Below are 19,984 nucleotides of genomic sequence, written 5' to 3'. Positions count from 1 at the left end.
TTCCGATCTGCCGGCCGGCGGGAGCGGGACCACGGGCGCGTCGACCGGCTCGGCGACGGTCGGCAGCAGCGTCGGGTCGGAGCGCAGGATGCGCCGGTGCAGCGCCTGGAGCGCCTCCCCCGGCTCGATGCCGTACTCCTCGCGCAGCGAGGCGGCGAAGTCGCGGTAGGCGGCCAGCGCCTCGGCCTGCCGGCCGCTGCGGTAGAGCGCCAGCATGAGCTGGAGACGCAGCCGCTCGCGGACCGGGAACTCGGCGACCAGCTCGACCAGCCGGCCGACCAGCTCGCCGTGCCGGCCCGCGGCCAACTCCAGCTCGGTACGGGTCTCCAGGGCGACCGCGCGCAGCTCCACCAGCCGGTGCCGGGCCGCGTCGAACCAGGGGCCGGCGAAGCCGGTGAACGGCTCGCCCTGCCACAGCTCCAACGCGGCGGTCACCTCGTCCAGCGCCTCCGCGGCGCGTCCCGCCGACTGTGCCTGCCGGGCGTGCCGCACGCCGCGCTCGAAGCGCACCGCGTCCACCGTCTCCGGGGCGACCCGCAGCAGGTAGCCGGCGTCGGTGAGGGTGAGCACCCGGGCGGGTGTGCGGGGTGACCTGTCCGGCTCCAGCACCCGGCGCAGCCCGGCCACGTGCTTCTGCACCACGTTGGGGCCGTTGACCGGCGCTTCCTCGGGCCAGACCGCCTCGACGATCTGCCCGGTGGGCACCGGACGCCCGGCGGCGAGCAGCAGCACCGCCAGCACGGCCCGCTGCTTGGCCGGGCCGAGATCGATCGGACGGTCGGCGTACCAGGCCCGCTGCGGGCCGAGAAGCTCGAAGCGCAGCGCCTCTGACATGCGAGTTTCCGCCCCCGTACCCCCCAGCCGTCGCCCGCCGCGACCGACGGCAGTCGGACGGCAGCATATCGGCAGCGGAGCGGCCGTCGCTGCCTGCGATGCTTCCCGGGCAACAACCACCTGGGAAAGTGAGTCGAACGAGATGACGCAGCGAAACGGCACCGCCGCGACCGCCCGGCGGTTCGTGCTCCGCACGGCAGCCGTGCTGGCCACCACCGCACTCGCCGCGGGGTGCGGCAGCACCGGCAGCGCCCCCGAGGGCGGCGGCGCCGCACCGGCGCCGTCGGCCGACCCGAAGGCCGCCCTGCTGGCGGCCGTGCCGACCGAGCAGGACCCCCGCTTCCGGTTCTCCACGCAGGACGGCACCGACCGGTTCACCGGCGTGGTGGACCCGGCCGCCAAGGGCATGGAACTCGGCATGAAGCAGCAGAACGACGACCCGAAGTTCACCATGGACATGACGTTCCGGGTGATCGACAAGGACCTGTGGATGCGGGTCAAGCTGACCGGCCTCCCCGGCCTGCACGACGCGCTCAAGCTGCCCAAGAACTGGATGGCGATGGACCGCGAGAAGCTGGCGGACAGCGAGAACGCCCCCGCCTACGAGGGCACCGACCCGGGCAACACCGCCGCGATCATCCGCACCGCGGAGACGGTCGAGGACAAGGGCGCCGGCACGTACACCGGGCTGGCCGACCTGGCCGACAACGAGGACGTGAAGAGCACGTTCGACGGGTTGGACCTGGCGGCGCTGGGCGAGGCGGGCCGGAAGGTGCCGTTCACCGCGGTGGTCGGCCCGGACGGGAACCTGACCGCGTTCACCCTGGACGTGCCGGCGGCCGGCAAGCACAAGGCGATGAAGCTGGTCACGAAGTACTACGACTTCGGCAAGGCCCCGGAGCTGACCCCGCCGGCGGGCGCGCAGAAGGCCACGGCCTCGGCGTACGAGATGCTCGCCGGCTGATCCACGACGCGCGGGACGGGCGGCGGCCACACGGGGGGCCGCCGCCCGTCGTCGCGTTCACCGGCCGAACACGGAGCCGCCGTTGACGCCCAGGACCTGACCGGTGACGTAGCCGGCCGACGGACCGGCGAGGTAGCGCACGGCGGCGGCGATGTCGTCGGGCGTACCGGCGCGGCCGACCAGGGTGGCGGCGACCCGCTTGGCGTGGCCCTCCGGCGTCATCCGGTCGCCGAAGAACTCGGTCTCCGCGACGTATCCGGGGCTGACCACGTTGACCGTGATCTGTTCCGGTCCGAGCTGCGCGGCCAGGTCGTACGCCCAGCCGTGCAGCGCCGCCTTGGCCGCCGAGTACGGGCCGCCGCCGCCACGCTGGGCGGCGATCGAGCTGAGCAGGACCACCCGGCCACCGGGACGACGCAGGGCGGGCCGCAACGCCTCGGTCAGCAGGACCGCGGTGAGCACGTTGGCGTCCAGGTTGGCCCGCCACCAGGCGGCCACCTCGTCCAGGGTCCCGGTCGGGCCGCCGAGATAGCCACCGGCGTTGTTGACCACCGCGTCCACGGTCCGCCCGTCGACCGCGTCGACGACGGCCGCGAGCTGGGCCGGATCGGTCAGGTCGGCGGTGACCGCACGGACCGCCCCGGCCCGACCGCACTCGTCGGCGATCCGCCGGGCGGCGGCGTCGACTACGTCCCCCCGCCGTCCCACCACGAGCACGTCGAACCCGTCCTCGACGAGTCCTCGCGCAATGGCGGCCCCGATCCCGGTCCCACCTCCGCTGACCACCGCCAGCCGCCGCCGCTCCCCCTGCTGCTCTCCCATGACCACAGCCTCCCCCGCACCTCTCCCCGACCTCGTCGATCAAGGAGTTCACGTCATCTTAGGCCGGTGGGCCGGACGCGAACTCCTTGATCAACGGGGCAGGGCCGGGGCGTGGGGGGTCAGCGGCGGGGGCGGAGGGTGGTGAGGAGGGGGGTCAGGCGGGTTCTCAGGCTGGCCAGGCCGCCGGGGAAGAAGTACACCGCCAGGATGAAGACCGTGCCCAGGACGAACAGCGGCTGGCTCAGCGGGTGGCTGAGGAACGCGGGCAGGTTGTTCACCGCGTCGCTGCTGCCGAACGCGGTCAGCCGGTGGTCGAGGTACATGTAGAGGACGCCGCCCAGCACCGGCCCCCACCGCGTGCCGGGCCCGCCGAGCACCACCATGACCAGCAGCGACAGCGTCAACTCCGACGAGGTGATGTGCGGGCTGGCGCCACCGACGATCAGCACGTAGACCACGCCGCCGGCCGTCGCCAGGCCGCCGGCCAGCGTGAACGCCACCAGCTTGAAGCGGTACGGGTCGAGCCCGAGCACGCCGATCCGCCGCTCGTCGTCGCGCAGCCCGGCCAGCACCCGCCCGGTCGGCGACCCGCTGACCCGGTGCACCACCAGGACCACGATCGCCAGGTACGCCAGCGCCAGCCAGTAGAGGTTCACCGTGTTGGTGACGCCGACAAGCCCGGCCGGCAGCCCGGACACGTCCAGCGGCAGCCCCTCCTCGCCGCCGGTGAGGCCGCCGAAGTCGCGGGCCACCAGGATGGCCCCGACCTGGGCGAACGCCAACGTCACCATGGCGAACGCGATGCCCACGGTGCGCAGGGCCACCGCGCCGAGCAGCGCGGCGAGCGTGGTGCCGCCGACCACCGTGAGCAGCGCGGCCTGCCACAGCGGCAGCCCGGCCTTGGTGATCAGCACGTCGGTGCCGTACACGCCGGCGGCGAAGTAGAGGGCGTGCCCGAAGGAGAGCATCCCGGTCCGCCCGAACAGCAGGTCGTAGCCGGCCGCGAGCCCGCCGAAGACCAGGCAGATGGCGAGCAGTTGCAGTGTGCCCGGCGAGTTCAGCGGCCCCTCGAAGACGCCGGGCAGGTTCAGCGTCGAGTAGGGCAGGACCGCCGCCACCACCAGCGCGACAAGCGGAAGGTACGGGCGCAGCCCGTGCCACCGCGCGTGGCCGGGGGTCAGCTCGTCGGGCACCGTCGCCGGGGGCGCGGGCACCTCCGCGCTCTTGACCTCGGTCATGCGTGAGCCACCTTTCCGGCCAGGCCCTGCGGACGCAGCAGCAGCACCACGGCGAGCAGGCCGACCACGCACAGGTCGCCCAGCCCGGACGTGCCGTAGTAGTTGACGAACTGTTGCAGCAGCCCCACCGCGACCGCCGCGTACGCGGACCCGACCACCGAGCCCATCCCGCCGATCACCACCACGATGAAGGCGAAGATCAGCAGCGAGCCGCCCTGCCCGGGCGAGACGGTGCCGAAGTAGACGCCGCCGAGCGCGCCGGCCAGCGCGGCGGCGGCCCCGCCGATGGCGAAGACCAGGGTGAACGCCTTGCGGACGTCGATGCCGAGCGCGGTCACCATCTCCCGGTTCTCCACCCCGGCCCGGATGATCAGGCCGTACCGGGTCCAGCGCAGGAACGCCAGCAGCGCGCCGAGCACCACGACGGCGGCGACGATCAGCAGCAGCCCGGCGTTCGGCACCTGGGCGCCGAGCACCGATGTCACGTCCCGGCTCCAGTCGGGGCGCGGGAACGGGCGCGGGTCGGCGCCCCAGGTGGCCTGGAGCAGCGCCACCCCGGCCAGCGACAGGCCGACGGTGACCAGCACCTGTTCGATGGTGCGGGAGTAGAGCGGCCGGATCAGCACCAGCTCGACCAGCACCGCGACCAGCGAGCCGGCCAGCACCCCGAAGAGCACCGCGACCACGAAGCCGAGCCCGTCCGACCCGGCGCCGGGCAGGTTGCCCGCCGCCCACCACGTCGCGTACGCGCCGACGCCGAGGAACAGCCCGTGCGCGAAGTTGAGCACGTCGGCGAGGCCGAACACCAGGGACAGGCCGGAGGCGACGAGGAAGTAGAGCGCCGCCAGGCCCAGCCCGGTCAACGTCAACAGGACGACCGTGTTCATGAGTGCACCTCCGCCGAACCCACACCGAGCAGCGACTTGGTCAGCGCGGTCTCCAGCAGCAGCTCGCGGGCGTCGCCGGTCCAGGCGACCCGGCCGGCGGAGAGCACCACGGCGTCGGACGCCAGCCGCCGCACCACCGCCAGGTTCTGCTCGACCAGCAGCACCGGCACGGATTCCGCGACCCGTTCCAGCACCTCGGCCACCTCGGTCACCACCTTCGGCGCCAACCCCTTGGTCGGCTCGTCGACCAGCAGCAGCCGGTTGTCGTTGAGGAGCACCCGGCCGATCGCGAGCATCTGCTGCTGCCCGCCGGAGAGCGAACCGGCCCGTTGCCGTCCGCGCCGGTCCAGCTCCGGGAAGAGCGCGAAGACCTTGTCGTACGCGGGGGTGGTGCCCCGCCGCTCGGCCAGCCGCAGGTTCTCGGCGACGGTGAGCCCGGCGAAGACGCAGCGGTCCTCCGGCACGTAGCCGAGGCCGCCACGGACCAGCCGGTGGGTGGGGCGGGCGAGCAGGCTCTGCGCGCCCATCCGCACCGTGCCCCGGGCCTCGCCGTTGCGCGGCGTCAGCCCGACGATCGCCCGCAGGGTGGTGGACTTGCCGACGCCGTTGCGCCCGAGCAGCACGGTGACGCCGGTCGGGGCCACCTCGAACGACACGCCCTGGAGGATGTGCAGCCCGGCGATCCGCACGGACAGGTCCTCCACCGACAGGATCGGTTCCACCGCCATCAGAGCGCCTCCCCCAGGTACGCCTCCTGCACGGTGGCGTTCGCCATCACCGTGTCCGGGGTGTCGCAGGCCAGCAGCGCGCCGTGGTGCATCACGGCGATCCGGTCGGCCAGCTCCAGGATCACGTCCATGTGGTGTTCCACCATGAGCACCGCCCGGCCACTGTCCCCGGTCAGCGACTTGATCACGCTGACCAGCTCGGGTACGTCCTCGGCGCTGACCCCGGCCATCGGCTCGTCCAGCAGCATCACCCGGGGTTCCCCGGCGAGCAGCAGCGCGATCTCCAGCTTGCGCTTCTCGCCGTGGGCCAGGGTGCCGGCGAGCGCCGTACCCCGGTGGTGCAGGCCGACCCGGTCGAGCGCCGCGTCGGCGGCGGCGGCCACCTCCCGGTCGGCCGCCGCCCGCCGCCACAGCTTCATCGAGCCACCCCGGTGTGCCTGTACGGCGAGCCGGACGTTCTCCCGGACGGTCAGCGAACCGAAGACCGAGGACGCCTGGAAGGTCCGGCCGAGCCCGAGCCGGGCCCGTCGGTGCGGGGGCAGCGCGGTGATGTCCGCGCCGTCCAGCAGGACCTTCCCCTCGGTGGGCCGGCGCAGGCCGGTGATCAGGTTGAACAGGGAGGTCTTGCCGGCGCCGTTGGGCCCGATCACGCCGAGGAACTCCCCCGGCGCCAGATCGAGGTAGACGGAGTCGACGATGGCGACCTCACCGATCCGCCAGGTCAGACCGCGGGTGGCGAGCACGGGTCAGCCCTTCATCTGCGCGACCGGCGGCGCGCTCTCGTCACCGGTCAGGGTCTTCTGCGCGGTGGCCGTGAAGGCGGTGCCGCTGCCGGTGAGCTTGGCCTGGTACATGGGCTGGAGCAGCGCGTGGTCCTCGGCGCGGATCTTCATGGTGCCCTTGACGCCCTCGAACTCCCAGCCCTCCAGCGCCTTGATCATCTTGTCCACGTCGTCGCCGCCCTCCTGCACGGCGCGGACGACCATCTGCGCGGCGGCGAACCCGTCCGGGTGGAACAGGTCGAGCGCACCGCCGGCGACCTTCGCCTTGGCGGCCTTGGCGGCCTCGGTGTCGCTGGCCCCGTCGAAGTAGTGCGACAGGAACGAGATCTTGCTGCCGGCCGCGCCGAACGTCGGCCAGGAGGCGCGGATGTCCAGGCCGGTGACGACCGTGGTGGAGGCGAGGACGCCCTGCTGGTCCAGCGTCTGCCACATCGCGCCGGCGGTGGTGCCGGCCCAGGCGACGAAGAGCAGGTCCGGCTTGGCGGCCTTGATCTGGCTGGCGAACGGGGTGAACTCGGTGGCGCTGGCCGGCGCGCGGACGCTGCTGACGGTCGCGCCGGCGCCGCCGATCACGGCCTTGACGGCGGCCTCGTTCGCGTCGCCGAACGCGCCGTCCTGGGCGAACACCACGACCTTCTTGCCGGCCGCGTCGCCGATGAACGACTTGGCGGTCGTCACGTCCTGCCACGACTGCCGGCCGGACCGGAACGTGTACTTGTTCGCGCCGGTCACCGCGTCGGTGGCGGCCGGGCCGGAGATGAACAGGACCTTGTTCTGCGCCGCGATCGGGGCCACCTGGAGCGCGACGCCGGAGGAGGTGGAACCGGCGATGATCTTCGTGCCCTTGCCGATCATGTCCTTGGCGGCGGACACGGCCTTGGCCGGGTCGCCCGCGTCGTCGGCCTCGGTCACCTCGATCGTGCGGTCACCGACCTTGCCGGTGCCCTTGGTGGCGAAGTCGAGGCCGGCCTTGAACCCCTCGATGTACTGCTTGCCGTAGCTGGCCAGCGGCCCGGACTGGGAGTAGACCAGGCCGACCTTGACCGGCGCGGCGTCGCCGCCGCCGGAGGCGGTGTCCTGCGGGCTGCCACAGGCCGTGGCGGCCAGCGCGGCCGCCATCATCGTGGCGGCGGAAAGGAACACCCGTCGCGTGTGCCGGATCGTCATTGCGACTCCAGGTGAGGACAGGAGGATTGTCAGTTGTCGGCTCACGCTAGAAGTGACGTCACCCACGGGCTATGTGGTCGGCGCACACAAGTGCCCGGGACGGGATGGCCGCACGTTACAACGCCGGACACCACCACGTAACCCGGCCGACCCGGGATGGCCGGACCCACCACGCGGGGCACGGCCGGAATGTCGACCCGGGCCATCGCCGACCCGCACCCGCGCCGCTCACCGCCCGCCGCAGTCGCCGTCGTGGTCGGCCGCCCGCGGGCAGCGCCGGCCGCCGTCCAGCACCCGGTCGCACCAGACCCAGTGGCGGACGGACTGCTCGTCCTCCCACGACACGGTCGTCCCGGCCCGCTCGACGTCGGCCAGGAAGCCGAGCGCGCGGCAGATGGCCCGGGCGAACCCTCGGGCGCCATCGAGGTCGGCCGCGCGCACCGGCAGGTGCACGACGAACCGTTCCCGGCTCACCGGTGCGCCCCCGGTGCGAACCGGGACTGCCAGTTCCGCAGCGCCCGCTTGATCCGGTTGTTCTCCTCGGCGCACCGGGCCGCGTCGTGCCGGGCCAGCGCCAGGTCGCCGGCCACCCGGTGCAGGAACGCGTGCACCTCCGCCGGGTCGAGCCCGCCGCGCCGCACGGTGCGGAACCGCCGCTCGCGGATCTGCCCGATGCTCAGCGGTCGGCACGACTCCGAGCGGTACCAGCCCTCGTTCGGCGCCCGGCCCCCGCGAGGTCGCCGGGCCGGGTGGAACAGGTGGAGCACGTTGCGCACGAATCCTCCTCACCAGCCGTGGAGGCGACCCGCCCGCAGACAGGGGACGCGGGCGGGTCGCCGACCCCGCGACCGCAGCCTCGTTCGGCGGTACGGCCCCGGAGCCCAATCCGGGTCCGACCCCGCGGTTTGCCGAACCAACCGGAGCCGGACAGGACTCAACCTACACCAGTAACTGGTGCTGCGCGAGCTTCCACTGTCGACGCGTTCGCGACCTGTTGCAGTTACTTGTGCAGGTAGGGCAGGATCGGATTCGCCGAACCAACCGGAGTCCTCACCATGCCCACAGCCGAAGCGCCATTCCGCCGGATCGCCAACGACATCGCCGCGAGAATCAAGACCGGCGAGTTGAAGCCGGGCGACAAGCTCCCCTCGACCCGCGAATTGGCCGAGACCTACGGCGTCCACCTGAACACGGCCTATCGTGCGATGTCCCTGCTGCACGACCGCGAGCTGATCACCGGCCAACCCGGCCGTGGCACCTACGTCGCCGAGCCGCCCAGCCGCTAGACAGCGGAACCACCAGGTCGTTACCGGCGTGTCGGGCCGACACCCTGGAGGTGGTTCGAGCGGTATACCTCAGAGTCATAATTATGACCGTGAGGTATACCGCTCGAACCTGATCACCTCTTCGCCGGACCACGCTGTGGCCCGCGCTTGCCGGGGCCTCGATCTACCGGCCTCCCACCTTCCGTCGACCGGTCAGGCGATCGTCGACCGCCTCCGCCGCCAGGTGATCAGCAGCAGGAACCCACCGACGACCACCGTCAGCAGGCCACCACCGATGATCCCGGTCAGCTGGAGACCGGTGACCGGCAGGTGCCCCTTGCCGTGGTACGGCGGCGGCCCGGGCTTCATCTTCGCCCGGTTGGTGAAGGTGCAGGTGATGTCCTGCCCCCGCTCCGGGGTGACCACGCCGTCGACCACCGGCACCGTCCCGCCGCCGTCCGCCAGTACGCACTCGGGCGGGCCGACCTGTTCGTAGCCCTCCGGGCCGTCGGACTCGCTCAGCCGGTAGCCGACGCCCACCTGGACCCGCACGTCGGTGACGGCCGGGCTGCCGGACCGCCCGCTGATCGGCGTCGCGCCGTTGGACGGCGTCGCGGTGAGCAGCCAGTCGGTGGGCTCGGCCTTACCGCCGCCGCCACCGTCCTTGCCGTTCCAGCCGCCCGGCCCCTTGTCGCCCCAGCCGTCCTTGCCGTCCAGCACCTTCTTGACCAGGGTCAGGTGGGCGCTGCCCGGGTCGAGCTGGCCGTTGCGCCAGGTGCAGGTGTAGCTCTGACCGGCGGCCGGGGTGAACACGTCGTCCGGCACCGGAAGCGGCGTCTCGGTGCCGTTCAGCACGCAGGTCACCGGGCCGAGCTGCTCGTAGCCGGCCGGGCCCTCGGTCTCACTGAGCGTGTAGCCGACTCCCCCGACGACCGCCACGTCCGTGACGTCCGGCTGGCCGCTGCGACCGCTGACCGGCGTGGCGCCGGACCCGGAGGGCGGAACGGCGTTCAGCAACCAGTCCTGCGGCTTCGCAGTGCCGCCGAAGTCGTTCTGCACCTGCTTGACGAGCGTCAGCCGGGCGGGCGCGGGCGGTGGCACCTGCTCGTTGCGGAACGTACAGGTGACGTCCTGCCCGTACGTCGGGGTGAGCCGGTTGTTCGGCGTCGGCACCACCGTCGACGTCCCGGTCAGCACACACTGCGGGGTCCCGATTTGCTGGTAGTCGTCCGGCCCGTCCCGCTCCAGGAGCTGGTACGGCACGTTCGGGAACGCCTCGGCGCCGGTCACCGCCGGGGTGCCGCTACGCCCGCTGATCGGTGTCGGCACCGGTACGTCGTTGCGCGGCACGGGCAGTGCCTCCAGCACCCAGTCCTGCGGCTGCGCCGACCCGCCGGTGACCTCCTTGACCAGCGTCACCCGGGCCGGTTGGGCCACGTTGAGCGCGGTGCAGACCGCCGTCTCGCCCAGCGGGACGTTGACCCGCCCGTTCGCGCCGGTGTAGACCGGCCCGACGCTGCCGTCCTCCTGCCGCAGGCCGCAGTCCCAGCTACCGGTGGCCGGCGGGACGATGGCCGCGCCGTTCGCCACGAACTGGGTGAACCCGGCAACGGTGCTCTCGGCGAGCGAGTGGTCCACGCCCGGCTCGACCGGGCCGGTCACGCCGTTGGTGCCCTCGACCACCGGCGAACCGTCCAGGATCGCGCGCAGCGTCCAGGCGTCCAGCGGCGGCTCCGGTGCGCCGTACGGGTTCTGCAACTCCTTGGCCAGCGTCAGGCTGGTCGAGCAGGTGACCGTGTTGACGACCCGGAACTCGTTGCGGCCGGGTTGGGTCAGCACGACGGGCCCGATGTCGCCGGTGGCCGCGACCGGGCCGCAGTTGGTCGGCAGCAGTTCCTCGTCGACGGTCTCGCCGATGGTGACCGTCGTGCCGGTGGTGAAGCTGTCGTACTCGCTGTTCCAGGCCGGGTCGGGGATGCCGCTGATGGACAGGTCGGACTGGAACTCCACCGGTTGGTCCGGGTTCTCGAACGAGTCGCCGTTGATCACCCAGGTCTTGTGCACCACGATGCTGGAGCGCTGCTGCTCGGCCTGCCGGTTGAGGATCACGCAACTGACGATGGCGTTCGCCTGGGCGTCGACGGTGAAGCCGTTCTCGCCGCTGTTGGTCACCGTGGCCGGCGTGCCGTTCGCGGTGCAGGCCGCGTTGTCACCGCCCTGCTGCTCCAGGGTGAACCCGGCCTGCGGCGTCTCCGCCAGGGTGACCGGACGGCTGGTCTCGCCCCCGAGGTCGACGTCGAAGTTCACCGCACCGGTGTTGGTGTCGGTCACGGCGCTGCCGGGGTCGACCCCGGGGGTCGTGGTGGAGATCGTCCATCCGCCGGCGGGCAGCGCGTCGGCCGGGGTACCGCCGGGCGGGATCACCTTCTTCACCACGCTGACGGTGCCGGCGCACGCCTCCAGGGCGAGGTCGCGGAAGAGCGCGGCAAGCTGCTCGTACCCCGTCTGGTAGTAGTCGGAGCCGGCGACCGGGCCAGAGATCGCGGCCAGGTTGTTGGCGGATCCGCTGACGCCCGCGCCCACGCCCACGGCGACCACCCGGGTGCCCTCGGCCTTGACCGCGTTGGCGGAGAAGACGCCGTTCTCCACCTCCTTGAACCGGGTGAAGTTGCCCGGCCCCTGGGCGGGCGGCGGTCCGTAGACGGTGGGGTTGCCGTCGGTCAGGATGATCACCGCGTCGTACGTGTTCGGGGCGGCGGCCACCTGGAACAGACCCGCGTCCCAGTTGGTGGTGCCGCCGGCCGTGAGCCCGTTGATCGCGGTCTTCACGGTGTCCGCACCGGTGGTGTCGGAGACCGGGACCGGGTTGAGCACGGTCGCCGCGTTGGTGGCGAACGTGTAGAGGCCGATCTCGGAGGGGGTGCCGGTCAGCGCGTCCACGAAGCCGTTCGCGGCGGCCTTGACGTCGTTCAGGTTCGGCGCGATCGAGCCGGAGACGTCGATCAGCAGCGCGATGCTGAGGCCGCACTTGCCGGGCAGGGGCGGGTTGTCCCGGGCGTCGGCCCAGACCGCGCCGCGCGCCGTCCGGTTGGTGTTGCCCGTGGTGTTCACCGGGAACTCGTACGACACGTTGTTGGAGACCGGGCCGGTGAACACGCCGTTGTAGACGGTCGCCGTGGTGGTGGTACCCCCGGTGTCCAGGTTCTCGAGCAACCGCCAACCGTCCGGCGCGCTGCGCTCGATGATCCAGTAGCCCTGGTTCGTGCCGGTCCGACCCGGCACGTCCACGTCGCAGCTTCCGTCGTCGCCGGTCGTGCAGGAGGCCAGCGGCGTGTCCCCGGGCCCGGGTCGGGTGCCGCTGACCCCCGGATAGAAGTCGAACGTGGCCCCGGCCAGCGGACCGACCGTGTCGACCGACGGGCGCACCCCGCCCTTGTTGACGGTCAGCGTGGTCGTGGTCGGGCTGGCGGCCCAGGCTGGTTCGGCGGCCCGCGGCCCGATCAACGGGAGCAGGCTCGCGACCAGCGCGAGCGCCGCCGCCCCGCTCCACCGTCGGCGTCCACGCGCCGTTCTAACGATAGACATTCATCAACCCCCGTGTGCTGACCCGCCCTTGACGCAGGTCACGCCAGCAGTATTGGGGCTTTTGTCCGTTTAGTGGGGTGCTTCGGGGATAGAGAGGATCTCTCGCCTACCGATGTCCGTCCGCGCCGAGACCCGACCGCCCCGGCGCGGACGGACCCGATCAGCGGCCCGCGCGGGCCGCTGCGGCGGTGTCGGGCTGGTCGGCGAACGCGCCGTCCAGGCCCAGGTCGAAGAAGAGTTCGTACTCCGACGTGATGTCACCGCGCGCGTTCGGGTCGGCGCCGATCCGGAAGTCCACCGGCAGGAACTGGTTCTCGGCCCGGAAGGTCCACGCGTGCACCACCAGCTTGAGCCGGTGCGCGTCCCGGATCACCGAGGTCGGCGCGAGCAGCCGGCCGGCGGCGTCCCGGGGCACGATCAGGTTCTTGTTCAGGCCGACGCCGTCGGCGTACCGGGACACCCAGGCCAGGCCGGCGGCGGTGGCCAGGTCGGCGTAGGTCCGGCGGTCGCCGGCGGCGGTGAAGTCGTAGGGGGCGCCGGCCGCGTCCATCAGCTGGACCAGTCGCACGTCGGTCATCGTGTCGAGCTTGCGCAGGTTGGCGGTCTCGAAGCTCTGGATGAAGACCGGGTCGTTGCGGTGGGTCAGCCGGTTCTTCCGGAGCACCGCGACCAGCGGCTCCTCCAACGAGCGCCCGATCGAGGCGAAGTAGGTGGGGTGCTTCGTCTCCGGGTAGACGCCGATGGTCCGGCCCCGCGCCTTGGACTCGGCCCGGGCCAGGTCGATGACCTCCTGGAAGGTGGGGATCTCGAACCGGCCGTCGAACGCGGTGTTGGCCACCCGCACCAGCGGCAGCCGCTCCTTGGCCCGCAGCGTCTTCAGCTCGGCCAGCGTGAAGTCCTCGGTGAACCAGCCGGTGACCGAGACCCCGTCGATGGTCTTCGTCGTCTTGCGGGCGGCGAACTCGGGGTGGGTCGCCACGTCCGTCGTACCCGAGATCTCGTTCTCGTGCCGGGCGACAAGCACGCCGTCCTTCGTCGAGACCAGGTCCGGCTCGATGAAGTCGGCGCCCTGCCGGATGGCGAGCCGGTAGGCCTCCAGGGTGTGCTCCGGGCGGTAGCCGCTGGCGCCCCGGTGACCGATCACGATCGGCCGCTGGGTCGCGCGCGGGCGCTCGGCGTGGTGGTCCGGGCCGGCCTGGGCGGCCAGGGCCGGCACCACCACGGCTGCCGCCGCGAGCAGCGCGCCGGCCACGCCGAGGGCGGAAAGGGTACGTCGCAACGCCGTCTCCTGTCGTCGATGGGTACGCACAGCAGACCGGTCGTGGTTGACCGCCAGTTGGTCGGTTCCTGACCTGCCGGTGAATCTCCGGACGGAAGATGACGAGGTGCGCCGCCTGCTCCGCAAGCCCGTCCGGCTGGTGCCGCTCGGGTTCCTGGTGGTGATCCTGGTCGGCACCGGGCTGCTCATGCTGCCCTGGGCCACGAGCGAGCAGCGCTACACGCCGTTCGTCACCGCGCTGTTCACCGCCACCTCGGCGGTCTCGGTGACCGGCATGGCGGTGACCGACACACCGAACTACTGGAACGACTTCGGACTCGTGATGATCACCGTGCTCACGCAGCTCGGCGGTCTCGGCATCCTGACCGGCGCATCGCTGGTGATCCTCGTCGTCTCCCGCCGGCTCGGCCTGCGCAACCGACTGCTCGTCCAGGCCGAGACCGCCGAGTTCGGTCTCGGCGACCTGCGCCGGCTGCTGCTGCGCATCGCGGCCACCGTCTTCGCCACCGAAGCCCTCATGACGGCGCTCGTCGCCGCCCGGTTCCAGTTGGCCTACGACTACACGCCCGGCCGGGCGATCTGGTCCGCCGTGTTCCACTCGGTCCAGGCGTTCAACAACGGCGGCTTCTCCCTCTACACCGACGGCCTGGTCGCCTTCTCCCGCGACCCGTGGGTGGCGCTACCGCTGAGCCTCGGCGCGATCGTCGGCGGCCTCGGGTTCCCGGCGCTCTTCGAGGCGGTCCGGGAGTGGCGGCAGCCGTCACACTGGGCCGTCGCGACCAAGCTGACCGTCTGGGGCAGCCTGGTGCTCATCGTCGGCGGATTCGGCTACCTGCTGCTCGCCGAGTGGGGCAACCCGTACACGATCGGCACCTACGACGCGCCGGGCAAGGTGCTGGCCTCGTTCACCCAGATCGCGCTGAGCCGGACCGGCGGGTTCGACGTGGTCAACGTGGACCGGCTCACCGAGGAGAGCTACCCGATGCTCATCGGCCTGATGTTCGTCGGCGGCGGCAGCGCCAGCACCGCCGGCGGTATCAAGGTCTCCACGTTCTTCCTGCTCGGCTTCGCCATCTGGGCGGAGCTGCGCGGCGAGCCGGACACCACGGTCGGACGACGCCGGGTGTCGCCGGCCAGCCAGCGGCAGGCCGTGACGGTCGCCCTGCTCAGCGTCGCCCTGGTGGCCGGCGGCACGGTCGGCCTGATCGCGATGACCGCCCACGTGCGCTTCTACGCCGCCCTGTTCGAGGTCACCTCCGCGTTCAGCACCACCGGGCTCACCGTCGGCCTCACCCAGCAGTTGCCACCGCCCGGGCAGTACGTGCTGACCGCGCTCATGTACATCGGCCGGGTCGGCCCGCTCACCCTCGGGTCCGCGATCGCGTTGAACACCCGGCGACGCCTGTACCGCTACCCGGAGGAGCAACCCATTGTCGGCTAGACGTTCCGCGGACACCGGTGTCGCCGTGATCGGCCTGGGCCGGTTCGGCTGTCACCTGGCCGGCTCCCTGGCCCGGCTCGACCACGAGGTGCTGGCCGTCGACCGCGACCCCGAGCGGGTCCAGCGCTGGTCCGGCGAACTGGACCGGGTGGTGCAGGCCGACGCCACCGAGGAGACGGTGCTGCGTCAGCTCGGAATGGCCGACTTCTCCCGGGTGGTGGTCGCCATCGGCGCGTCGGTCGAGGCGAGCGTGCTCACCGTGCTGGCCCTGACCGAGCTGGGCGTACCCCAGATCTGGGCCCGGGCCACGTCGGAGAAGCACGCGAAGATCCTGCACTCGGTCGGCGCGCACCACGTGGTGTTTCCGGAGGCGGAGACCGGCGAGCGGGTGGCGCACCTGATCGTGAGCCGGATGCTCGACTTCATCGAGTTCGGCGACGACTTCGCCATCGCCAAGGTGCGGGTGCCTCCGCCGCTGGTCGGACGTTCACTGCGCGAGCTGGCCCCGCAGGACCGGTACGGCGTGATGGTGGTCGGCGCCAAGCAGCCCGGCCAGCCGTTCCGCTACGCCGGGCCGGAGACCGTGCTGGAGCCGGAGAGCGTGCTCATCGTGGAGGGCAGCATCGCCCAGGTGCAGCGCTTCGCCTCGCTGGCCTGACCATCACCCCTTCGGGCCCTTCGGACCCTTGCCCTTGCCCTTGGGCTTGCCGTGCTCACCCCCCTTCGGCCGGTCTACTTCGCTTTTCCCTTCGGACCACCCTTGCCCTTCGGCTTGGCCGGTTCGGCCTTCGGTTTCGGCGCGGGCTTCGTCTTCGCCGACCCGCCCTTTGCGGTGGTCTTGGTGGCCGGCTTGGCCGGCGCCTTGGTGGTCGGCGCGACGGTGAGCGGCACCGAGCCGGCGATGCCGGACACCTGCACCCCGCACGTGCGTCCGCCGACCGTGAACGCCACCGGCAGCGTGTTGCTCCCGGTGTAGCGCCCGGCCAGCGTGAGCTTGGTCGACGCGCCCGGCGCCAGCACCGGGGCCGTCGTCGGGGCGGCGACCGACACGGTCCGCCCCACCTGGCGTACCGGAGGTTGAGCCGTGGTGACCACCTGCTTGCCGGGGAAGGTGAAGCTCATGGTCCAGTCGCGCAGCTCACCGATGCCCGTGTTGGTGAGCGTCAGCTCGGCGGAGAAGTCCTTGCCGGTGTCGCGGCGCAGCGAGTAGTCGACCGCGCAGGGGGTCGGATCGGGCAGCCCCATCCTCGCCTCGGTCGGCTCGACCCCACCGCTGGCCGGGCTGCGCGACGTCACGCCCCACAGGGTGGCGGTGACCGCGATCAGGCCGGCGGCGGCCACCCCGGCCTCCACCCGGCGACGCCGGACCGCGGCCCGCCGGGTCCGGGTGCGGACCACCGAGAACGGCAGCGCGTCGGTCTCCGCCGACCAGGGCAGGATGGTGGTGCCGGCGTTCTCCATCAGCGCCGGGTCGATCCGGCCGAACGCCGGCGACACCGGCACGACCGCCGCGATGCCGGCCGCCTCGGCCAGCGTCCGGGCCACCTCGGTGGTCGGCGGGCGGTCCTCGGGACGCTTGGCCAGGCAGCGCTGGACCAGCTCGGCGACCTGGGCCGGCAGCCCCGGCACCGGCGGCATCGGGTCCGGGTCCCGGTACATGTGGGCGCGGAGCATCTCGGTGGTGGTGCTGGCCTGCCACGGCAGCCGGCCGGTGAGCATCCGGTAGAGCAGCAGCCCGACCGCGTACACGTCGGTGGCGGGCGAGACGTGCCCGTTGTCCAGCCGCTCCGGGGCCAGGTAGGCGGGCGTGCCGAGCAGCGCGCCGTCCGGCCCCTTGTCACTCTCCCCCACCAGCGCCGAGATGCCGAAGTCGACGACCTTCACACCGGTCGGGGTGAGCATGACGTTGCCCGGGGTCACGTCCCGGTGCACCACGCCGCGGGCGTGCGCGGTGGCCAGCGCCGAGGCCACCTCCGCGCCGATCGTCATGGCCTCCCGCCAGGGCAGCTGGCCGTCCCGGCCGAGTCGGCCGCTGAGCGGGCCGCCGTCGACCAGCTCCATGACCACGTACGGCACGGTCAGCCCGACCTGGATCGACTCGCCGTAGTCGTACACGTTGGTGATGTTGGGGTGGCAGAGCCGCGCGGCGGCCTGCGCCTCGACGCGGATCCGGTGCCGGAACGCCTTGTCACTGGCCAGCCGGGAGGCGAGCACCTTGACCGCCACCTGCCGACCCAGCACCTCGTCGTAGCCGCGCCAGACGACCGACATGCCGCCCGCACCCAACTGCTCCACGAGTCGATATCGCTCGCCGAGCAGTTGCACGCCGTTCCTGACCGGTCCACCCATGGTCGGTCCTGTTGCCCGAAGTCGACCCTCGTACACCTCAGCGGTCGGAATCGGTCAGGGAAGTCACCCGTTCAGGCGGTCGCCAGGAGTTGGTCCACCGGGGCGTAGTCGTCGGTGAGGACCTGCGCGTCCCCGACCCACCCGGCGGTGCGGGCCTCGTCGAGCAGCTCGGCCGGCTCCGGCAGCAGCCTCAGCCCGTTCGGGATCCCGGCCAGCGGCAACGGCGCGTCCGAGGCGATGATCAGGAAGTTCGCGCCCTGCCGGCCGGCGACCGCACCGGGCGGGGCGATCAACGCGACGTGCTCGAACACCGCCGAGACGGTGGCCAGCTCGGCCTTGACGAACCGGTCCGGCGGGTAGTCGATGACGTTCTGCACGTAGACGCCGTCCGGGCGCAGCACCCGCCGGATGTCGGCGGCCATCTCGCGGGTGGCCAGGTGCCAGGGCACCACCAGGTGGCCGAACGCGTCCCCGACGATGAAGTCGCGGCTGTCGGTCGGCTCGCCGCCGAGCAGCACCCGCGCGTCGCCGACCCGGGCGCGCAGCTGCGGCCCGGTGCGCAGGCCCAGCTCCCGCTCGTCCAGCTCGACCAGGCCGCCGTCCAGCTCGAAGACCAGGTTGTCGGTGCCCGGCCGGGTCGCGGCCAGGTAGTGCGGCACGGTGAAGCCGCCGCCGCCCAGGTGCAGCGCGTCCATCGGCTGCCGCGCCGGCCGGGCCAGGTCCGCGACCAGGCCGATCCACTGCGTGTACCCGTACTTCAGGTGGGTCGGCTCGCCGAGGTCGACGTAGGAGTGCTCGGCCGAGTTGAGGTAGAGCGTGCGCCCGGCCGGCCACTGCGGGTCCACCTCGACCCGCGCGCAGTGGTAGGCGGTCTCCACGTCGCACGGGTTCGGGGCGGCGGCGGTGAGCCCGGCCGCGGAGAGGCCGAGCAACGCGAGCGCGGCCTTGGCCCGGCCCGGGGCCGACGGCCCGCCACCGGAGCGCCGCCGCAGCCAGAACCCGAGCGCCAGCCCGGTCACCCCGAGCACCGCGGCCAGCGCCAGCACGATCACCGAGCTGGGCAGCGCGGCGACCAGGATGAAGCCGGTGCCCAGCGTGGCCGTGATGCCGCCCAGCGTGCCGATGCTGGACAGCCTGCCGACCACCTGGCCGGTGCGGCGCAGGTCGGCGAGCTGGAGCTTCACCACCAGCGGGGTGATCCCGGCCAGCAGCGCCGCGGGCAGCAGCACGGTCACCGCGGTCAGCAGGAGCACCGCGCTCGCCGCGCCGCCGCGCAACACCTCACCGGCGTAGCGGACGATCGGCAGGGTGACCGCGGTGGCGATGCCGGCCAGCACCAGCGCGGGGGCGATCAGGGTGCGCGGGTCCCGCCGGTCGGCGAGCCACCCGCCCATCCACGCCCCGTACGCGATGGCGGCCAGCGCCATGCCGATGACCGAGCTGGTCACCTGGAGCGTCACCCCGACGTACGGGCCGACCAGGCGCAGCGAGACGGTCTCCAGCACCAGCACCGCGCCGCTGGAGAGGAAGACCAGGAACGCGGCGAGCCCGTTCGGCAGGGCCCGCGGCGGGGCCGCCGTGCCGGCGGTCGGTTCGGTGACGACGTCGGACGATGTGCTGCTCACCGTCGCGATGGTACGCAGCGTTCCTGGGCCACCGGGTCAGTACATCGAGATGTGAACATGGTTTGTGTGGTCGGCCGCCGGGCTGCCGCCCCCGCTGTACGCCCGCCAGCCGGTGTTCGGCATCCAGATCTGGCGGTACCAGATCACGTACATGATGCCGAGCCGGCTCGCGTTGTTCTTCGCCCAGCTGGCGAGGCTGTCGCCGTACGCCTTGTCGCCGCCGGTGGCCGTGCGGTCCTCGAACCCGTCGGTGGCGGCGGCGAAGTCGCAGGCCCGGCCCTTGGGGTGCTCGCCGCCCCCGCCGCTGCGGTGACACGACGCGTAGCGCTTGTAGCCGGCGGCCTTGGCCTGCTGGAGCATGTGCAGCGTGCGCGGCGTGATGCAGCCGGACGCGGGCGTCGGGTCGTCCACCGAGCACGACTCCGACGGCCACGAGCCGTCCGAGTTGCGGGGCGCCGGCCTGGCCGACGAGGAACCGCCGCTGAAGCCGGAGCCGGCCCCGGAACTGACCTTGGCCAACGCGACCTCGGCGTCCTTCTTCTTGCGGGCCAGCACCGCGAGCTGCTTCTGCTGCTCCCGCACCTCGGCGTCGATGGCCAGCTTCGACTCGGCCGCCTCGGCCTTGGCCCGGGCCAGGTCGCCCAGGCGCTTGCTGTCCCGCTGGGCCATCATGTCCAGCTCGGTCGCCCGCTTGAGGAAGTCGTCCGGCCCGGAGGCGGCCAGCAGCATCGACGCGTCGTTGAGCCGACCCAGCCGGTAGGACTGCACGGCGACCTCGCCGGCCTGCGCGGTCAGCCCGACGAGCCGGGCTTCGACGTCCTTGAGCTGGGTGGCCAGCGCGGCCTGCCGGCGCTTGGAGTTGTCGAGCCGGTTCTTGGCGTCGATGTGGCCCTTCGCCGCCGCCTCCAGCGCCGCCCGCAACTGCTTGCTGTCGCCCTCGTCGGGGGCGTTCGGACTCGGCGCGGCGGCGGCCGGGCCGGCCACGGCGAGGCCGGCGCCGAGCAGCACGGCCGTCGCG

Annotated in this window: 18 protein-coding genes; 4 read left to right on the top strand and 14 right to left on the bottom strand. The window is 72.5% G+C overall.

The genetic code is table 11. The features are described from left to right. A partial coding sequence (locus tag HUW36_RS07775; protein ID WP_174527498.1) for an AfsR/SARP family transcriptional regulator occupies positions 1-834 on the bottom strand: 834 nt, incomplete at its 3' end. Positions 835-976: 142 nt separating this feature from the next. On the opposite strand from HUW36_RS07775, the gene HUW36_RS07770 reads away from it, so the two are divergent. Continuing rightward, entirely contained in the window at positions 977-1,798 is an 822-nt protein-coding gene (locus HUW36_RS07770; RefSeq protein ID WP_174527497.1) for a hypothetical protein, read from the top strand. A gap of 57 nt (positions 1,799-1,855) precedes the next feature. Here the strand turns inward: HUW36_RS07770 and HUW36_RS07765 are convergent, their stop codons facing one another. The 8 genes from HUW36_RS07765 to HUW36_RS07730 all read right to left on the bottom strand — a co-directional run bounded on the left by HUW36_RS07765 (position 1,856) and on the right by HUW36_RS07730 (position 8,198). Beyond that, the gene (locus HUW36_RS07765; RefSeq protein WP_174527496.1) at positions 1,856-2,620 is read right to left on the bottom strand and encodes an SDR family NAD(P)-dependent oxidoreductase; all 765 of its coding nucleotides are present in this window, start codon (positions 2,618-2,620) and stop codon (positions 1,856-1,858) included. Between the two features lie 119 nt (positions 2,621-2,739). Further along, positions 2,740-3,858 carry a branched-chain amino acid ABC transporter permease gene (locus HUW36_RS07760; protein ID WP_174527495.1) on the bottom strand — a complete coding sequence of 373 codons (1,119 nt, stop codon included), beginning with the start codon at positions 3,856-3,858 and terminating at the stop codon, positions 2,740-2,742. Beyond that, entirely contained in the window at positions 3,855-4,745 is an 891-nt protein-coding gene (locus HUW36_RS07755; protein WP_174527494.1) for a branched-chain amino acid ABC transporter permease, read from the bottom strand. The genes HUW36_RS07760 and HUW36_RS07755 overlap by 4 nt, the downstream gene beginning before the upstream one ends. Continuing rightward, positions 4,742-5,473 carry an ABC transporter ATP-binding protein gene (locus HUW36_RS07750; RefSeq protein ID WP_174527493.1) on the bottom strand — a complete coding sequence of 244 codons (732 nt, stop codon included), beginning with the start codon at positions 5,471-5,473 and terminating at the stop codon, positions 4,742-4,744. Before HUW36_RS07750 ends, HUW36_RS07755 begins: the two co-directional genes overlap by 4 nt. Then, a complete protein-coding gene (locus HUW36_RS07745; RefSeq protein ID WP_174527492.1) occupies positions 5,473-6,216 on the bottom strand; it encodes an ABC transporter ATP-binding protein in 744 nt (247 codons plus the stop codon). Before HUW36_RS07745 ends, HUW36_RS07750 begins: the two co-directional genes overlap by 1 nt. A 3-nt stretch (positions 6,217-6,219) precedes the next feature. After that, complete coding sequence (locus HUW36_RS07740; RefSeq protein ID WP_174527491.1) at positions 6,220-7,422, bottom strand: substrate-binding domain-containing protein; 1,203 nt, start codon at positions 7,420-7,422, stop codon at positions 6,220-6,222. 228 nt (positions 7,423-7,650) lie between these two features. Then, a complete protein-coding gene (locus tag HUW36_RS07735) occupies positions 7,651-7,896 on the bottom strand; it encodes a hypothetical protein (RefSeq protein WP_174527490.1) in 246 nt (81 codons plus the stop codon). Beyond that, positions 7,893-8,198, bottom strand: a complete 306-nt coding sequence (locus HUW36_RS07730; protein WP_174527489.1) for a DivIVA domain-containing protein — start codon at positions 8,196-8,198, stop codon at positions 7,893-7,895. Before HUW36_RS07730 ends, HUW36_RS07735 begins: the two co-directional genes overlap by 4 nt. Before the next feature lie 279 nt (positions 8,199-8,477). Here HUW36_RS07730 and HUW36_RS07725 point away from each other — a divergent pair, with 279 nt between their 5' ends. Beyond that, positions 8,478-8,708, top strand: coding sequence for a GntR family transcriptional regulator (locus tag HUW36_RS07725; protein WP_174527488.1), 231 nt, complete (start codon positions 8,478-8,480; stop codon positions 8,706-8,708). Positions 8,709-8,900: 192 nt separating this feature from the next. On the opposite strand, the gene HUW36_RS07720 is transcribed toward HUW36_RS07725, so the two are convergent. Together HUW36_RS07720 and HUW36_RS07715 are read right to left on the bottom strand one after the other, a co-directional pair. After that, on the bottom strand, positions 8,901-12,272 hold the full coding sequence (locus HUW36_RS07720; RefSeq protein WP_174527487.1) for a VWA domain-containing protein: 3,372 nt from the start codon (positions 12,270-12,272) through the stop codon (positions 8,901-8,903). Between the two features lie 160 nt (positions 12,273-12,432). Beyond that, entirely contained in the window at positions 12,433-13,551 is a 1,119-nt protein-coding gene (locus HUW36_RS07715; protein WP_174527486.1) for a glycerophosphodiester phosphodiesterase, read from the bottom strand. 106 nt (positions 13,552-13,657) lie between these two features. On the opposite strand from HUW36_RS07715, the gene HUW36_RS07710 reads away from it, so the two are divergent. Together HUW36_RS07710 and HUW36_RS07705 are read left to right on the top strand one after the other, a co-directional pair. Next, positions 13,658-14,992 carry a TrkH family potassium uptake protein gene (locus tag HUW36_RS07710; RefSeq protein WP_174527485.1) on the top strand — a complete coding sequence of 445 codons (1,335 nt, stop codon included), beginning with the start codon at positions 13,658-13,660 and terminating at the stop codon, positions 14,990-14,992. Next, entirely contained in the window at positions 14,982-15,650 is a 669-nt protein-coding gene (locus HUW36_RS07705) for a potassium channel family protein (RefSeq protein WP_174527484.1), read from the top strand. Before HUW36_RS07710 ends, HUW36_RS07705 begins: the two co-directional genes overlap by 11 nt. Positions 15,651-15,724: 74 nt before the next feature. Here the strand turns inward: HUW36_RS07705 and HUW36_RS07700 are convergent, their stop codons facing one another. The 3 genes from HUW36_RS07700 to HUW36_RS07690 form a co-directional block, all read right to left on the bottom strand. Then, a complete protein-coding gene (locus HUW36_RS07700; RefSeq protein ID WP_174527483.1) occupies positions 15,725-17,341 on the bottom strand; it encodes a serine/threonine-protein kinase in 1,617 nt (538 codons plus the stop codon). Between the two features lie 71 nt (positions 17,342-17,412). Then, complete coding sequence (locus tag HUW36_RS07695; RefSeq protein WP_174527482.1) at positions 17,413-18,966, bottom strand: fused MFS/spermidine synthase; 1,554 nt, start codon at positions 18,964-18,966, stop codon at positions 17,413-17,415. A 36-nt stretch (positions 18,967-19,002) separates the two neighbouring features. Continuing rightward, complete coding sequence (locus tag HUW36_RS07690) at positions 19,003-19,971, bottom strand: VldE C-terminal domain-containing protein (RefSeq protein WP_174527499.1); 969 nt, start codon at positions 19,969-19,971, stop codon at positions 19,003-19,005. Positions 19,972-19,984 lie beyond the last annotated feature (13 nt).

This window comes from Micromonospora maritima, from assembly GCF_902825405.1.
Lineage (GTDB): Bacteria > Actinomycetota > Actinomycetes > Mycobacteriales > Micromonosporaceae > Micromonospora > Micromonospora maritima.
Note: the sequence above shows the minus strand (reverse complement) of the source record. Positions and strands in the feature narration are given on the sequence as shown.

What these genes read in the sequence shown, in the direction of transcription:
- HUW36_RS07765 (WP_174527496.1), bottom strand. Translation starts at nt 2,620, where the DNA reads ATGGGAGAGCAGCAGGGGGAGCGGCGGCGGCTGGCGGTGGTCAGCGGA.
- HUW36_RS07750 (WP_174527493.1), bottom strand. Translation starts at nt 5,473, where the DNA reads ATGGCGGTGGAACCGATCCTGTCGGTGGAGGACCTGTCCGTGCGGATC.
- HUW36_RS07755 (WP_174527494.1), bottom strand. Translation starts at nt 4,745, where the DNA reads ATGAACACGGTCGTCCTGTTGACGTTGACCGGGCTGGGCCTGGCGGCG.
- HUW36_RS07700 (WP_174527483.1), bottom strand. Translation starts at nt 17,341, where the DNA reads ATGGGTGGACCGGTCAGGAACGGCGTGCAACTGCTCGGCGAGCGATAT.
- HUW36_RS07725 (WP_174527488.1), top strand. Translation starts at nt 8,478, where the DNA reads ATGCCCACAGCCGAAGCGCCATTCCGCCGGATCGCCAACGACATCGCC.
- HUW36_RS07770 (WP_174527497.1), top strand. Translation starts at nt 977, where the DNA reads ATGACGCAGCGAAACGGCACCGCCGCGACCGCCCGGCGGTTCGTGCTC.
- HUW36_RS07760 (WP_174527495.1), bottom strand. Translation starts at nt 3,858, where the DNA reads ATGACCGAGGTCAAGAGCGCGGAGGTGCCCGCGCCCCCGGCGACGGTG.
- HUW36_RS07720 (WP_174527487.1), bottom strand. Translation starts at nt 12,272, where the DNA reads ATGTCTATCGTTAGAACGGCGCGTGGACGCCGACGGTGGAGCGGGGCG.
- HUW36_RS07740 (WP_174527491.1), bottom strand. Translation starts at nt 7,422, where the DNA reads ATGACGATCCGGCACACGCGACGGGTGTTCCTTTCCGCCGCCACGATG.